The following is a 13,266-nucleotide window of genomic DNA, read 5'->3' on the forward strand; positions in this document are numbered from 1 at the left end:
CGGCGCCGCCGCTGTGCAACCGGCTAGGGTGCGGCCACCCGCGCCGCCACCACCTCGGCGCGCAGGGCGGCCAGCGCGGCATCGGGCAGGGGGCCGAGGCCGGGATCGACGAGGCGGCGCCCGCCGGGCGGGAGGGTGCCGGGCAGGCGCTGCGCGAGGATGCGGACCCCGTCTGCGGCGGGTGCGCGGATGCGCACCACGACGTCGGCGACGGCGACCGGCGTCGGGTTGCGAAGCTCCACCAGGACGCGGCCCGAGCGCCCGCGGCCGATGCGCACCGGCAGGTAGCGGCCGGGGCGGTGCGGGAGGTCGATGCGGGCCAGCGTCGCGTAGGCCGCGCGCCCCTCGGGGTCGTCGGCGCCGGCGGCCTCGGCGAGCAGCCGCACGGCCTCCTCGCGCCGCCCCTGGGCGAGCGCCAGCTCGCCCAGGGCGCGCAGGGCGGCGGCGGTGCGCAGCAGCCGGTTGCTGGCCTCGAGGTCGGCGCGGGCGGCCTCGCGCTCGCCCAGCTCGCGCAGGAGCAGTCCGCGGCGAAGCCGCGGGTAGTAGTAGCCGGGATTCGCGGCCACGGCGCGGTCGTAGGCGGTGCGGGCCTCGCGCCTGCGCCCGAGGGCGGCGAGGGCGTCGCCGCGCAGGGCGTGGAAGAGCGCCTCCGCGGGCTCGATGGCGAGGGCGCGCTCGGCCTCCCGCAGGGCGGCGGCGGGGTCGCCCCGGGCGAGCGTCTCGCGGCCCCGGCTCCAGGCGGCGTAGGCGGGCGCGGTGCGGCGCAGCCGTTCGGTGCGGGCCTGGTAGCGCTCGGTGCCGAGCTCGCCGCCCTGGGGCAGGGTGGCGACCCAGGCGCGCAGGGCGCGCACGCGCGCCTCCGACGGCGGGTGGGTGGCGAAGAGCCGGGCGAGCAGGTCCTTGCGCCGGCCCTTGGAGAGGCGCACGAAGGTCTCCTGGAGGCTGACCGCGGCGCGGGGGTCGTAGCCTGCCCGCGCCATGTAGAGGGCGCCGTAGCGGTCGGCCTCGAGCTCGGCCTCGCGGGAGTAGCGCAGGTTCAGCAGCCCGGCCGCGAGCCGGGCGCCGCCCACGAGCAGCGGCGCCGAGCCGCGCTCGGCGGCGCCGGCGGCCACGGCGAGCACCGCACCCTGCAGCAGGAGGCCGCGCTCCATGGCCTTGGCGCCGTGGCGCGCGGCGGCATGGACCACCTCGTGGCCGAGGACGGCGGCGAGCTCGGCCTCGCTGCCGAGTTCCAGGAGGAGGCCGCGATGCACGGCGATCTTGCCGCCGGGCATCGCCCAGGCGTTGGGGGTGCCGTCGTTGACGATGGTGAACTCGTAGGGGAGCCTGCGGTCGGCCACCGCGGCGATGCGCCGGCCCACCTCGCGCACGTAGGCGAGCAGCTGCGGGTCGGCGACATAGTCCCCGCCCTGCATCTGCCGCGCCGGCAGGTAGGCGCGGGTCCCGGTCTCGATCTCCTGCGCGGTGGAGACGAGGCGCAGCTCGCTGCGGCCGGTGACCGGATTGACGGCGCAGCCGGCGAGGAGGGCGGCGGCGGACAGGGCGATGGCGAGACGGCGCATGCTCCGCGATACCCTACCACCGCCGCGGCCGCGGCCGTAGACTGCGCCCGATCCCGAGGAGAGGTGCCGCCATGTACGTGGATCTCGACGCCCTGGCCCCCGACCAGGTCTACTTCACCCTCACCCAGACCGTGATCCCGCGCCCCATCGCCTGGGTGCTGACCGGCAACGCCGACGGCTCGCTCAATCTCGCCCCCTTCTCCTATTTCAACGCCGTCGCCAGCGACCCGCCCCTGGTGATGCTCTCCATCGGCCGCAAGCCCACCGACGGCGGCCCCAAGGATACCTGCCGCAACATCGCCGAGCGCGGCCGCTTCGTGATCCACATCGCCCACCGCGAGCTGCTCGACGCCCTCAACGAGAGCTCGGCGACCCTGCCCTACGGCGAGTCGGAGCTGGAGCGGCTGGGGCTTGCGCTCGAGCCCTTCGAGGGCTTCGACCTGCCGCGCCTGGCCGCCTGCCGCATCGCCATGGCCTGCGAGCGCTTCGCCATCCACGAGATCGGTGCCGCGCCGCAGGCGCTCATCCTGGGGCGGGTGCGCAGGATCTGGTACGACGACGCCGTCGCCGAGCACGACCCCCGCGGCCGGTTGGTGGTGCACGCCGAGCGGGTCGATCCCATCGCGCGGCTCGGCGCCAGCGAGTACGTCACCTTCGGCGCCATCGAGCGCCGCCGCCGCCCGCGGTGAACGCGCCGGGGGCCGAGCGGCGGTGCCCGCGCTGCGGCGCGGCCTTCCGCTGCGGCATCGACGACTCGTGCGGCTGCTGGTGCGCGCGCGACTTTCCGCCCCTGCCGCCCGAGCCCGGGATCGCGGGCTGCCTCTGCCCGCGCTGCCTCGCCGAGCGGGTGCGGCGGGTGCGGGAGGCCGAGGGCCCTCGCTAGGCCGGTACGGCGGCGCCGAGACGGGCCGCGGCGGCGGTGAGGGTGGCCACGCAGTCGGCCTCCCAGCGGGCCCCGGCGAGGGCGTCGCCGCGGGTGCGGCCGAGGTTGAGGATCGCCACCGGCAGGCCGCGCGCGGCCGCCGCGCGCACGAGCCGGAAGCCCGAGTAGACCATGAGCGAGGAGCCCACCACGAGCAGCCCCGCGGCCTCCTCCACCGCCGCCTGCGCGGCGGCGGCGGCCGCCCCCGGCACGGCCTCGCCGAAGAAGACCACGTCGGGCTTGAGCAGCCCCCCGCAGCGCCGGCACCCCGGGACGCGGAAGCCGGCGGCGAGCTCCTCCGCCAGCGCCGCGTCGCCGTCCGGCAGGACCCGGGCGGCGGGCGCGGCGGCGAAGGCCGGGTTGAGCGCGAGCAGCCGCCGCTGCAGCCGGGCGCGGGACTCCAGCGCGCCGCAGGCGAGGCAGCGCACGCGGTCGAGGCGGCCGTGCAGCTCCACCAGGCGGCGGCTGCCGGCGCGCCGGTGCAGCCCGTCCACGTTCTGGGTCACGACGGTGGAGACGAGCCCGGCCCGTTCCAGCTCGGCGAGGGCGCGATGCGCGGCGTTGGGACGGGCGGCGGCGATGCGGGGCCAGCCCGCGGCGCTGCGCGCCCAGTAGCGCCGCCGCGTCTCCGGCCCCGAGAGGAAGACCTGCAGCCGCATCGGCTCGGGCCGCTTCCAGCGTCCCTCGCGGTCGCGGTAGTCGGGGATGCCGGAGGCGGTGCTGCAGCCCGCCCCGGTGAGCACCGCCACCGGGGCGTGGCGGGCGAGCCAGGCGGCCACTTCGCGGCCCGTCCGCGTGCCCATGGGGCGAGGGTAGGCCGCCGCCGCGGCGGCGGCAAGGCAAAAAGATGCCGGCCCGAGGGCCGGCGAAGCGAGCAACGAGGGAGAGAAAGAAAGCCTGGGTCAGGCGGCGGCGCGGCCGTGTCCCCCCACGAGCGGCCCGCGCCCCTCCAGCAGGCGCGCAAGCCCCTGCCGCAGGGCGCGTCCACCGGCCGTGAGCAACCGTGCCAGGTGGCGCGCGCGCTCGGCCCGCGCCTGCTCGATGATGCGCTGCACGGCGTCGGGGTCACGCGCCAGCGCCGCCCGCTCCGGATCGATCTGCATCTTCATGGCGGCCACTCCAGAGACCTTCGATGCTGCACCGCCGCAAATTGTGGCGCGCCCGGGCGAGCTTTACAAACAACGATTTATCATGCGATGATTTAGGAAAGCTAAAAATTGAGGACGCGATGCCGCACCGACTCCCGCCCCTCAACGCCCTGCGCGCCTTCGAGGCCGCGGCGCGCCATCTGAGCTTCACGCGCGCCGCGGAGGAGCTGCACGTGACCCCGGCGGCGGTCAGCCAGCAGGTGGCCTCGCTGGAGCGCTATCTCGGCGTGCGCCTGTTCGAGCGGCATGCCCGCAGCCTGCGCCTGACCGAGGCCGGGCGCGCCTGCCTGCCGGAGGTCAGCGAGGGCTTCCGGCTGCTGGCGCGGGGCGTGGCGCGAGTGCGGGAGGTGGGCACCACCGGGCCGCTGGTGGTGAGCGTGGCCCCGGCCTTCGCCGGCAAGTGGCTGGTGCCGCGCCTCGACCGCTTCGCCGAGCGCCACCCGCAGGTGGACGTGGAGATCTCGGCCCGCTACGGGCTGCCCGACTTCGGCCGCGAGGAGGCCGACGTCGCCATCGACTTCAGCGACGGCCGCTATCCGCAGGGGCTGCACGCGGAGCGGCTCTTCGGCGTCAGCGCCGTGCCGCTGTGCAGCCCGTCGCTGGTGGCGCGCGGCCTGCGCGAGCCGAAGGATCTCGCCCGCTTCACGCTGCTGCACGACGAGGGCCTCGGGCGCGACACCTCGCAGCAGGGCTGGGCCTCGTGGCTGCGTCTCGCCGGCGTGGAGGGGGTCAACCCGCGGCGCGGGCCGCGGTTCAGCCACACCACGCTGGCCCTGGAGGCCGCCGCCGACGGTCAGGGGGTGGTGCTCGCCATCGACAAGCTGGCCGAGCCGGACCTCGCCGCGGGGCGGCTGGTGATCCCCTTCGACATCCGCCTGCCCCTGGAGTACGCCTACTACCTGGTCTGCCCGCGCGCGGCGGTGGAGCGGCCCAAGGTGGCCGCGTTCCGCGCCTGGCTGCTGGAGGAGGTGGCGGAGGCGTAGGCGCGCGCCGGCCGCCGCGCCTCAGGGCAGCTGGATGCCGCCGCCCGGGATCCCCCCGGGGGGCATGCCGCCGCCGGCGCCGCCGAGGCCCCCGCCGCCGAGGCCGCCCTCGGGGATGACGATGCGCGAGGCGGCCTCGCGGCGCAGCTCCTGCAGCTCCCGCAGGGTGTCCTCCACCGCCTCCTTGGCGGCGTCGCCGAACTTCGCCACCGCCTCCTCGAGGCTCTTGGCCGGGATCTCGAAGGCGATGGGCAGGGTGCCCACCGCGGTGAGGATCTGCGTCTGGCCGACGTAGAGGACCTCCCGCGCCGGATCCTGGAGGCCCTCGTCGGTGACCGGGACGAGCCGGCGGATGGTGCCGGCGCGCCGGTCGGTGAAGACCTCCTCGCGGTAGAGCTGGCCCGGCTCCATCTTGAGGGCCTCGGCGATATCCTGCGTGCTCATGCTGACCTCTCGGGTTCGCGATGGACGATCCCCACAGGGTACCAGAAGGCGCGGGGGTGGAGGCGGCGACGGCCTGGGCGCGGGCGCTCATGGGCAGGCTTGCCGCCGCGCGCCACCGCCGCGCCGTGCTCCTCGCCGGCGGTGCCGCCTGGGGGCGGGGGACGGCGGCGGCGATGGCGCGGGCGGCGGGCGACGCCCTCTGGATCGGGGCGCAGCCGCCGGCGGGCCTCGCCGCGGCGGCGCGGGGGCAGGCGGCGGGACACCTCGGCGGCGAGCACGACGCCGTCGTCGTGGACCTCCACGAGGGCTTCGATCCCGACCTCCTTGGGATGGCGGCGGGGATGGTGCGGGGCCCGGGCCTGCTCCTGCTGCCGGCGCCGCCCCCGGAGCGCTGGCCCGTCCACCCGGATCCGGAGCGGGCCCGCATCGCCGTCGCCGGGTACGGCCCCGAGGCGGTGGCGGGGCGGTTCCTCGCCCGCCTGGCGCGGATCTCGTCGGCGCATCCGGGGGTGATCGTGGTGCGGGAGGGCGGGGGGCTGCCGCCGCTTCCCGCGCCTCCCCCGGACCGCCGCGGCGAGGCGTCGCCGGACCCGGACTGCCTCAGCGCCGACCAGGCGGCGGCGGTGGCCGCGCTCCTGCGCACCGCCGAGGGGGGCCGGCGCCGCCCCGCGGTGCTCGTCGCCGACCGCGGCCGCGGCAAGTCGGCGGCGCTGGGGATCTGCGCCGCGCGCCTGGCGGCGCGGGGACGGGCGGTGGTGATCACGGCGCCGCGGCCCGAGGCCGCGGCCACGGCGCTGCGCCATGCCGCCGCCCGGCTGGGGGTGGCCGCGGGGCGGGCGCTCGCCGCCGCGGGGGTGCGCTTCCTCCCCCCCGACGCCCTCGTGCGCCGTCCGCAGCCGGGGGCGATGGTGCTGGTGGACGAGGCCGCGGCCCTGCCGGGTGCGCTCCTCGCCGCTCTCTTGGCGGCCCACCCGCGCATCGGCTTCGCCACCACCGTGCACGGCTACGAGGGCTCGGGGCGCGGCTTCGCCCTGCGCTTCCTGCCGGCGGTGGAGGCGGCGAGCCGCGGCGCCCGCGTCGTGCGCCTGCAGCAGCCCGTGCGCTGGGGGGCGGAGGACGCCCTGGAGGCGTGGCTCTTCCGTGCCCTGCTGCTGGATGCCGAGCCGGCGCCCCTCCCCCCGGCGGCGGCGTGCGCGCCGGCGATCGCCGTGGCCGGGCGCGACGCCCTCGCCGCCGACGAGGCCCTGCTGGCCCAGGTCTTCGGCCTCCTGGTGAGCGCCCACTATCGCACCCGGCCCTACGATCTGCGATATCTGCTGGACGGGCCGAACCTGCACGTGCTGCTCGCCCGCGAGGGTGCGGCGGCGGTGGGGGTGGTCCTGCTCGCCGAGGAGGGCGGCTTCGATGCCGACGCGGCGCGCGCCGTCTGGGCTGGGGTGCGCCGCCCCCACGGCCACCTCGTGCCGGAGACCCTGGCCGCCCACCTGGGCCTCGAGGCGGCGGCGCGCCTGCGCTGGGGCCGGATCGTGCGCATCGCAGTGCATCCCGCGCGCCGCCGCCGGGGGATCGGCCGCGCCCTCGTGGAGGCGGCCCGCCGCGAGGCCTGCGCCCGCGGCTGGGACGGCCTCGGCGCGAGCTTCGGCGCCACGCCGGGGCTCGTCGCCTTCTGGAGCCGGGCGGGGCTGCGCCCGGCGCGGGTGAGCGTGCGCCGGGGGGCGGCCAGCGGCGAGCACTCGGTGCTGATGCTGGAGGGCCTGAGCGGGGGCGGGCGCGACGCGGTGGAGGCCGCCTGCGTCGACTTCGGGCGCGGCCTGCCGCGCCGCCTCGCCGACCCCCTGCGGGGGCTGGAGCCGGAGCTTGCGGCGGCCCTCCTGGGGGCCGCCGGGCCGGCGCGGTGGGAGGCCGTGGGGGAGGCGGCGTGGGCGCAGGCGGCGGCCTTCGCCTGGGGCCGGCGCATCTACGAGGAGGCGCAGCCGGCGCTGGCGGAGCTGCTGCCGCCCCTGCTGGGGGATCCGGCGACCGCGCCGGCGCCGCCGCAGGCGGCGGCCCTGGTGGCCAAGGTCCTGCAGGGGCGGCCGTGGCCGGAGGTGGCGGGGATGCTGGGTGTGCCCGGCCGGGCGCAGGCGGCGGCGCGGCTGCGCGAGGCGCTGCGCCCGGCCCTGGAGGCCCGCGGCGGCGAGGCCGTGCGCGCGGTGCGGCGGCGGCTGCGCGATGCGGGGGCGTGAGCGCGGGCGGCGGGGGTCAGGCGCGGAGCCGTCGCTCCAGGGTGCGATGGACGGCGCGCGCGGCGGCGACCATGCCGAAGACGGCGGTGACGTGGGCGGCGGAGCCGTAGCCGAGGCGGCAGTCGAGGGAGACGCCGTGGATGCCCGGCTTCTCCGGGCCGACGCTGCCGTCGGGGCGGGGGTAGCGGGGCTGCTCGATGCTGAAGACGCACTCGACGCCGAAGCGCCGCCTCGGGTTGCGGCTGAAGCCGTAGTCGGCGCGCAGCTTCGCGCGCACCTTGGCGGCGAGGGGGTCGTTCCAGGTGCGGCTGAGGTCGCGCACCTGGACCTGCGTCGGGTCGGTGAGGCCGCCGGCGCCGCCGGTGGTGACGACGGGGATCTTGAGCCGCCGGCAGCGGGCGATGAGCGCGGCCTTGGCGGCGATGCCGTCGATGGCGTCGATGACGCAGTCGAGGCCGGCTGCGGGCGTGATCAGCTCGGCGACGTTGCGCGGGGTGGCGAAGTCGTCGATGCAGGTGACGCGGCAGCCGGGATGGATGGCGGCGATGCGCTCGGCGAGCACGGCGTGCTTCTTGCGCCCGAAGTTCGCCGTCAGCGCCGGCAGCTGGCGGTTGCAGTTGCCGGGCTCGACGGTGTCGTAGTCGACGAGGGTGAGGGCGCCGACGCCGGTGCGGGCGAGCGCCTCCACCGCCCAGGACCCGACCCCGCCGAGGCCGACGACGCAGACGTGCATGGAAGCGAGCACCGGCAGCGCGGCCTCGCCGTAGAGGCGCCCGAGGGCGCCGAAGCGGGCGCGCCAGTCGGCGTCGGGCTCAGGCGAGGCGCAGGACACGGCGGGCGTTGGCGGTGGTGAGGGCGGCGAGCCGCTGCGGGTCTTCGCCGCGGACGTCGGCCAGCGCGGCGAGCACGTGCGGCAGGTACTCGGGGCTGTTGCGGCTGCCGCGGTGGGCGGCGACGGTGAGGTCGGGGGCGTCGGTCTCCAGCACGATGGCCTCCGGGGGCAGGTCACGGGCGAGCCGCCGCAGCCGCCGGGAGCGCTCGTAGGTGAGCATGCCGCCGAAGCCGAGGCGGAAGCCGAGGTCGAGGTAGCGGTGGGCCTGCTCCAGGCTGCCGTTGAAGGCGTGGGCGATGCCGCCCTCGACGCGGGCCTCGCGGATCAGGCGCAGGGCCTCGTCGTGGGCCTTGCGCACGTGCAGCAGCACCGGCAGGCGGGCCTCGCGGGCGATGGCGAGCTGGGCCGCGAACAGCCGCCGCTGGGCGGCGTGGTCGAGGCCGTCGACGTAGTGGTCGAGGCCGATCTCGCCGATCGCCACCGGGCGGTGCTCGCCCAGGCGCCGCTCCAGCGCGGCGAGATCCTCGGGGCGGTGCTCGGCGAGGTAGACCGGATGGAGCCCGAGCGCGGGGTGCAGGCGGGCATCGCCGGCGCAGAGCATGAGGAGCCGATCCCAGCCGGCGGCGGTGACGCCGGGCACGACGATGTCGGCGACGCCGGCCGCCCGCGCCCGCGCCAGGACCTCCGCCCGGTCGGGGTCGAAGTCCGCGACGTCGAGGTGGCAGTGGGTGTCGACGAGCTCCATCGCCCGGGATTGTAGCCCCGGCGCATGGGCGCGCGGTCCGGCCCGGTCCTGTTGTACGCTGGCCGCGGGGGCAGGGGCGTGCCCCCGGACAACCCAGCGGAGGAGCCATGAGCCGTCGCCGTCGCACCACGCCGGCCTATCTGCGCCGGGACTTCATCGAGAGCCGGGAGGCGCGTCCCCTGCGCATCCTCTCGGAGTACCTGGAGCCGTGGGGGCGCTTCGACCGCCATCGTGTGGAGGACACCGTGGTCTTCATGGGCTCGGCGCGCATCCCCTCGCGCGAGCAGGCCGAGCGGGAGCTGGCCGAGGCCGAGGCCGAGGGCGGCGACGTCGAGCGGGCGCGGCGGCGTCTGGCGATGTCGCGCTACTACGAGGCGGCGCGGGAGCTGGCGCGCCGGCTGACCGAGTGGTCCAAGGGCCTCGGCGAGGAGGCCCGCCGCTTCGTCGTCTGCACCGGCGGCGGGCCCGGCATCATGGAGGCGGCCAACCGCGGTGCCTCCGAGGCCAGGGGGCTCAACGTCGGCCTCACCATCTCCCTGGAGCACGAGGAGTTCGAGAACCCCTACGTCACCCGCGAGCTCCATTGCCACTTCCACTACTTCTTCATGCGCAAGTTCTGGTTCGCCTACCTCGCCAAGGCGGTGGTGGTCTTCCCGGGCGGTTTCGGGACCCTGGACGAGCTGTTCGAGCTCCTGACCCTGGTGCAGACGCGCAAGATCCGCAAGCACCTGCCCATCGTGCTCTTCGGCACCGAGTACTGGGACCGGGTCCTGCACCTGGAGGCGCTCGCGGAGTGGGGCACCATCGACCCGGAGGACCTCCGCCTCTACCTGCGCACCGATTCCGTGGACGAGGCCTTCGACTACCTCGTCCAGCAGCTCGCCCGCCACGGCGTGCCCGAGCGGGGGGCGATCCTGTGACCGGCGCGGTGGCACGGGCGGTGGCCGAGGCGCGGGCGCTGCTCGCCGACGCCGTGGTGACCTGGCGCGGCGAGCCCGTGGGGCTGCTGGCGGTGCCGGCCTCGGACCGTGCCGCGGCCGAGAACTACTACCACTGCTTCGTGCGGGACGTCGTCCCCGCGGCGCTGCTCGAGCTGCCGGAGGGCAGGAGCGGGATGGTCCGTGCCTTCCTCCTGGTCCTGGCGCAGCTGCAGGCCGCCCGCGCCAGCCCCGCGGGCCACCGGCGCGCCCCGGGCCTGATGCCCGCGAGCTTCGCGGTGGAGCGCGGGCCCGACGGCGGCGAGCGGCTGCGCGCCGACTCCGGCGACTAGGCCATCGGCCGCGTCACGCCCGTGGACTCCATGCTCTGGTGGCTGGTGCTGTTGGATGCCTACGTCCAGCTCACGGGGGCGAGCCCCTCGCCCGGGACCCGCGCATCCATGCCGCGGCACGGCGCATCGTGGAGTTCTGCCTGCGGGAGGAGCTCGAGGACATGCCCACGATGCTGGTGCCGGACGGCGCCTTCATGATCGACCGGCGGTTGGGGGTCTACGGCCACCCGGTGGACATCCAGGTGCTGCTGCTGGCCGCCCTGGGGGCGGCGGGGCGGGTGCTGCACCGCACCGGCGCGGACCACGACCTGTGCCGGGCCGTGGAGGCGCGGCGGCGGAGCCTGCGCTCCTACCTGCCGCTCTGTTACTGGCTCGACCTGCCGCGCCTCAACGAGATCCTGCGCTTCGGCACGGAGGAGTTCGGGGCGCGGGCGGAGAACCTGTTCAACGTGTATCCGGAGGCGGTGCCGGACTGGGTGATCGACTGGCTGCCGGACGGCGCCGGCTACTTTCTCGGCAACCTCGGCCTGGGGCGGATGGACTTCCGCTACTTCGCCCAGGGCAACCTGCTGGCGGTGCTCACCGATACTGCCACGCTGCCCCAGCGCCACGCCCTCACCGCGCTGTACACGCGGCGCTGGGACGACCTGGTGGGGGCGATGCCGGCCAAGCTGTGTTACCCGGCGCTGCAGGGCGAGGAGTGGCGGCTGCTCACGGGCAGCGACCCCAAGAACCTGCCCTGGTCCTATCACAACGGGGGCAACTGGCCCGTCCTGCTGTGGCTGCTGGTGGGCGCGTGCCGGCGCGCCGGGGCCGACGAGCTCGCCGAGCGGGCCTTCGCCGTCGCCGCCCGCCGCCTCCTTCCTGCTCGCTCACGACCTGCTGGAGCGGCCGGCGGCCCACGCCCTCCTCGCCGCCCCGGCCAGCTGCCAGGTGGCCTCCGGATCCCCTCCGGGCGGCGGCTGAGGCCGCGCCCGCCGCGGCGGCCGGCCCCGGCCTGCCGGGGGTCCGTCAGGGCCCCGCGCCCGCGACCTCCAGGGGCAGCTCGGCCACCACCGCCACCGTGCGCGGCTCGTCGAGCCGCTGTCCCAGAAGTTCGGCCTTGCCGCGGAACGTGCCGCCGAGCAGCAGCCGTCCGCCGGCCACGGCGGCCGCGGTCCAGCGCAGCTCCGGGGGGCGGTCCGTGCGCCGCGCCCGGGGCAGCGGCCGGCGCCCGCGCAGGGTGCCCGTGCCCGCGTCGAGGGCCAGGGCCTCCTGGGCGGTGACGGCGACGAGCCGTCCGCCCCCGGCCGCGAGCCCGATGACCTCGCCGCGGCACCCGGGCACGTCCCGCAGCCAGCGCAGGCTGCCGTCGGGCTCCCAGGAGGCGGCGAAGCAGTGGGTCTCGTCCGCGGCGGCCTCTTCCACCACGATGCGCCGGTCCCCCGAACGCACGGCATGGACGTAGCGGCCGACGAGGTAGGCGCGGCCGGCCCCGTCGGCCGCCAGCACGGGGAAGCCGTCGATGCGGGCGGGGTCCATGCCGCCCCCGCCGGCGGTCCCGCCGACCCGCACGGCATCGGGGGTCACGGTGTCGAGCCAGCGCAGCCGGCCGCCCGCGTCCAGGTGCACCACCAGCGCCGCCGGCAGCGGCGGCAGCGACCCGCTGGCGAGGAGCCGGCGCAGGGCCTCGAGGGCCGGCGGGGGCAGCGTGCCGAGGATCGGCATCTCGCCCGGGGCGGGGCTGCGTGCCTCGGCCCCGGCGACCCGCACCGATCCGTGGAAGCGCGCCGCGGCGAGGACGCCCCCGGCCGCGGCGGCGATCCCGGGCCCGGGGGTCCACGAGAAGAACGGGGCGGTCCCCGCCACCGGGAGGCGGGCGGTCCAGCCGCCGTGGCGCGCCAGGGCCGCCACCGGCACCGGCGTCCCGGGCTCGGGATTGCGCGCCACGTACACCGTCCCCGCCCGGGCGGCCACGGCCACCGCGGCGGGCCCGGCATCCACCGCCACCTCTGTGCCGCCCGCGGCATCCAGGTGCGCGAGGAAGTAGCGCCCGATGGGCCGTTCGGGCAACACCAGGGGACCGGTGAGCCAGACCGTCCCGCCGTCCGCCGCCATGCCGCTCACGCCGTAGGCCCGGCGACCGCCGAGGGCGAGGTCGCCCGGCAGGGCGGCGAGCCGGTCCACGCCGCGCCGGCCCCAGTGCCCGATCACCACGGAGCCCGCGGCCTTGCGTCCGCCCGCCTCCACCGGGATGAACACCGGCGGCGCCTCGGCGTGGGGCTGCCACGGTTCCGGCGGCACCACCGCGAACCAGACCCCGGAGGGCGACGGGGCCAGGGCCGCCAGCGCCCTGGCGGGGCGCACCACCAGCAGCCGGCCTTCCGCGGCCGGGGCCGCGACCGCCCAGAGCCCCAGGGCCAGGGCGAGGAGGGCACGACGGGTCATGTCGGGGGCACCTTGTCGGCGGGGATGGCGATCGCCCGCCAGCCGGGGCTGTGGGGTGTGCGCCGCGCCTGCCCGTCGCGCAGCAGCTCCAGGACCTCGGCGGGGAAGCGGGGATCGGCGCGGATCTCGGTGATCTCGTACCGGCCGGACAGCGTCAGGCCCTGGGCGGTGCCGGGCACCAGCACCGGGATCAGGTCGCGGTCGAGGCGCAGCTGCCTCTCGCCCTGACCCAGGGCGTCCAGCACCGCAAGCAGCACCGGCTCGCCCGCCGCCGCCTCCAGGGCCGCCTCCAGCTCCCGCGCCGACGGCGTCCCGGCCCCCGCCCCGCCGTAGGGTGCCGCCGGGCGGTGGCCGAAGATGCCCTCGGCATCGGAATAGATGTCCGCGTGGTAGGCGACGGGCATCTGCAGGTCGGACCAGACCACGATGGTGGGCAGGTAGCGCCCGTCCCGCACCGGGCCCAGGCGCACGTACACGCAGGTGCGCGGCGCCACCGGGGTGAGGCCCAGCGGCCCCAGGTAGCCGCCCACGAAGGGCATCACCGGCGCCGCGGGCATCGCCGTGCCCTGCGGGGTCTCGAGCCCGCCGGTCACGAGCAGGTGGCCGCAGTAGCTGAACCGCTCCAGCGCCGCGGCCGGTGCCGCTGCGCCGAGCAGCAGGGCGAGCACCGCGAGCCCCCGGCGGGCAAGACGCATGGACCGGGACAAC

13 protein-coding genes and 2 pseudogenes are annotated in these 13,266 nt (G+C 77.2%); 7 read left to right on the plus strand and 8 right to left on the minus strand.

From position 1 onward, the window contains the following. Window positions 1–23: 23 nt before the first annotated feature. Entirely contained in the window at window positions 24–1,562 is a 1,539-nt protein-coding gene (locus EDC57_RS01580) for a M48 family metalloprotease (protein WP_123399574.1), read from the minus strand. Window positions 1,563–1,633: 71 nt separating this feature from the next. On the opposite strand from EDC57_RS01580, the gene EDC57_RS01585 reads away from it, so the two are divergent. Continuing rightward, entirely contained in the window at window positions 1,634–2,251 is a 618-nt protein-coding gene (locus EDC57_RS01585; protein WP_123399576.1) for a flavin reductase family protein, read from the plus strand. Next, window positions 2,248–2,445 (plus strand): cysteine-rich CWC family protein, encoded by a 198-nt coding sequence (locus EDC57_RS01590; RefSeq protein WP_123399578.1) that lies wholly within the window; start codon window positions 2,248–2,250, stop codon window positions 2,443–2,445. The genes EDC57_RS01585 and EDC57_RS01590 overlap by 4 nt, the downstream gene beginning before the upstream one ends. Here EDC57_RS01590 and EDC57_RS01595 read toward each other — a convergent pair. Both EDC57_RS01595 and EDC57_RS01600 read right to left on the minus strand, forming a co-directional pair. Beyond that, a complete protein-coding gene (locus EDC57_RS01595) occupies window positions 2,442–3,287 on the minus strand; it encodes an NAD-dependent protein deacetylase (RefSeq protein ID WP_123399580.1) in 846 nt (281 codons plus the stop codon). The genes EDC57_RS01590 and EDC57_RS01595 overlap by 4 nt on opposite strands. 99 nt (window positions 3,288–3,386) lie before the next feature. Then, entirely contained in the window at window positions 3,387–3,593 is a 207-nt protein-coding gene (locus EDC57_RS01600; protein ID WP_148051415.1) for a hypothetical protein, read from the minus strand. A gap of 119 nt (window positions 3,594–3,712) precedes the next feature. Between EDC57_RS01600 and EDC57_RS01605 the strand changes: the two genes are divergently transcribed. Beyond that, on the plus strand, window positions 3,713–4,615 hold the full coding sequence (locus EDC57_RS01605; RefSeq protein WP_123399584.1) for a transcriptional regulator GcvA: 903 nt from the start codon (window positions 3,713–3,715) through the stop codon (window positions 4,613–4,615). Window positions 4,616–4,636: 21 nt separating this feature from the next. Here the strand turns inward: EDC57_RS01605 and EDC57_RS01610 are convergent, their stop codons facing one another. Continuing rightward, window positions 4,637–5,059, minus strand: a complete 423-nt coding sequence (locus EDC57_RS01610; RefSeq protein ID WP_123399586.1) for a hypothetical protein — start codon at window positions 5,057–5,059, stop codon at window positions 4,637–4,639. 56 nt (window positions 5,060–5,115) lie between these two features. On the opposite strand from EDC57_RS01610, the gene EDC57_RS01615 reads away from it, so the two are divergent. Then, the gene (locus EDC57_RS01615; RefSeq protein WP_170165005.1) at window positions 5,116–7,284 is read left to right on the plus strand and encodes a GNAT family N-acetyltransferase; all 2,169 of its coding nucleotides are present in this window, start codon (window positions 5,116–5,118) and stop codon (window positions 7,282–7,284) included. A 16-nt stretch (window positions 7,285–7,300) separates the two neighbouring features. On the opposite strand, the gene tcdA is transcribed toward EDC57_RS01615, so the two are convergent. Further along, complete coding sequence (gene tcdA / locus EDC57_RS01620) at window positions 7,301–8,116, minus strand: tRNA cyclic N6-threonylcarbamoyladenosine(37) synthase TcdA (RefSeq protein ID WP_123399590.1); 816 nt, start codon at window positions 8,114–8,116, stop codon at window positions 7,301–7,303. Continuing rightward, window positions 8,097–8,861, minus strand: a complete 765-nt coding sequence (locus EDC57_RS01625) for a TatD family hydrolase (RefSeq protein ID WP_123399592.1) — start codon at window positions 8,859–8,861, stop codon at window positions 8,097–8,099. Before EDC57_RS01625 ends, tcdA begins: the two co-directional genes overlap by 20 nt. Window positions 8,862–8,968: 107 nt before the next feature. Here EDC57_RS01625 and EDC57_RS01630 point away from each other — a divergent pair, with 107 nt between their 5' ends. From EDC57_RS01630 to EDC57_RS13370, 3 genes and pseudogenes are all read left to right on the plus strand, one after another. Continuing rightward, complete coding sequence (locus tag EDC57_RS01630) at window positions 8,969–9,781, plus strand: LOG family protein (protein WP_123399594.1); 813 nt, start codon at window positions 8,969–8,971, stop codon at window positions 9,779–9,781. Between the two features lie 20 nt (window positions 9,782–9,801). Beyond that, window positions 9,802–10,200 (plus strand): annotated as a pseudogene (locus EDC57_RS13245) (glycoside hydrolase 100 family protein); the annotation flags it as partial. Beyond that, window positions 10,170–10,982, plus strand: a pseudogene (locus tag EDC57_RS13370) (glycoside hydrolase 100 family protein); the annotation flags it as partial. The pseudogenes EDC57_RS13245 and EDC57_RS13370, both read left to right, overlap by 31 nt. A gap of 160 nt (window positions 10,983–11,142) precedes the next feature. Here EDC57_RS13370 and EDC57_RS01645 read toward each other — a convergent pair. After that, window positions 11,143–12,558 carry a hypothetical protein gene (locus EDC57_RS01645; protein WP_123399600.1) on the minus strand — a complete coding sequence of 472 codons (1,416 nt, stop codon included), beginning with the start codon at window positions 12,556–12,558 and terminating at the stop codon, window positions 11,143–11,145. Continuing rightward, window positions 12,555–13,253, minus strand: a complete 699-nt coding sequence (locus EDC57_RS01650) for a hypothetical protein (protein ID WP_123399602.1) — start codon at window positions 13,251–13,253, stop codon at window positions 12,555–12,557. The genes EDC57_RS01645 and EDC57_RS01650 overlap by 4 nt, the downstream gene beginning before the upstream one ends. Window positions 13,254–13,266: the final 13 nt, after the last annotated feature.

The sequence above is a fragment of the Inmirania thermothiophila genome, from assembly GCF_003751635.1.
In the GTDB taxonomy this organism is placed as follows: Bacteria; Pseudomonadota; Gammaproteobacteria; order DSM-100275; family DSM-100275; genus Inmirania; species Inmirania thermothiophila.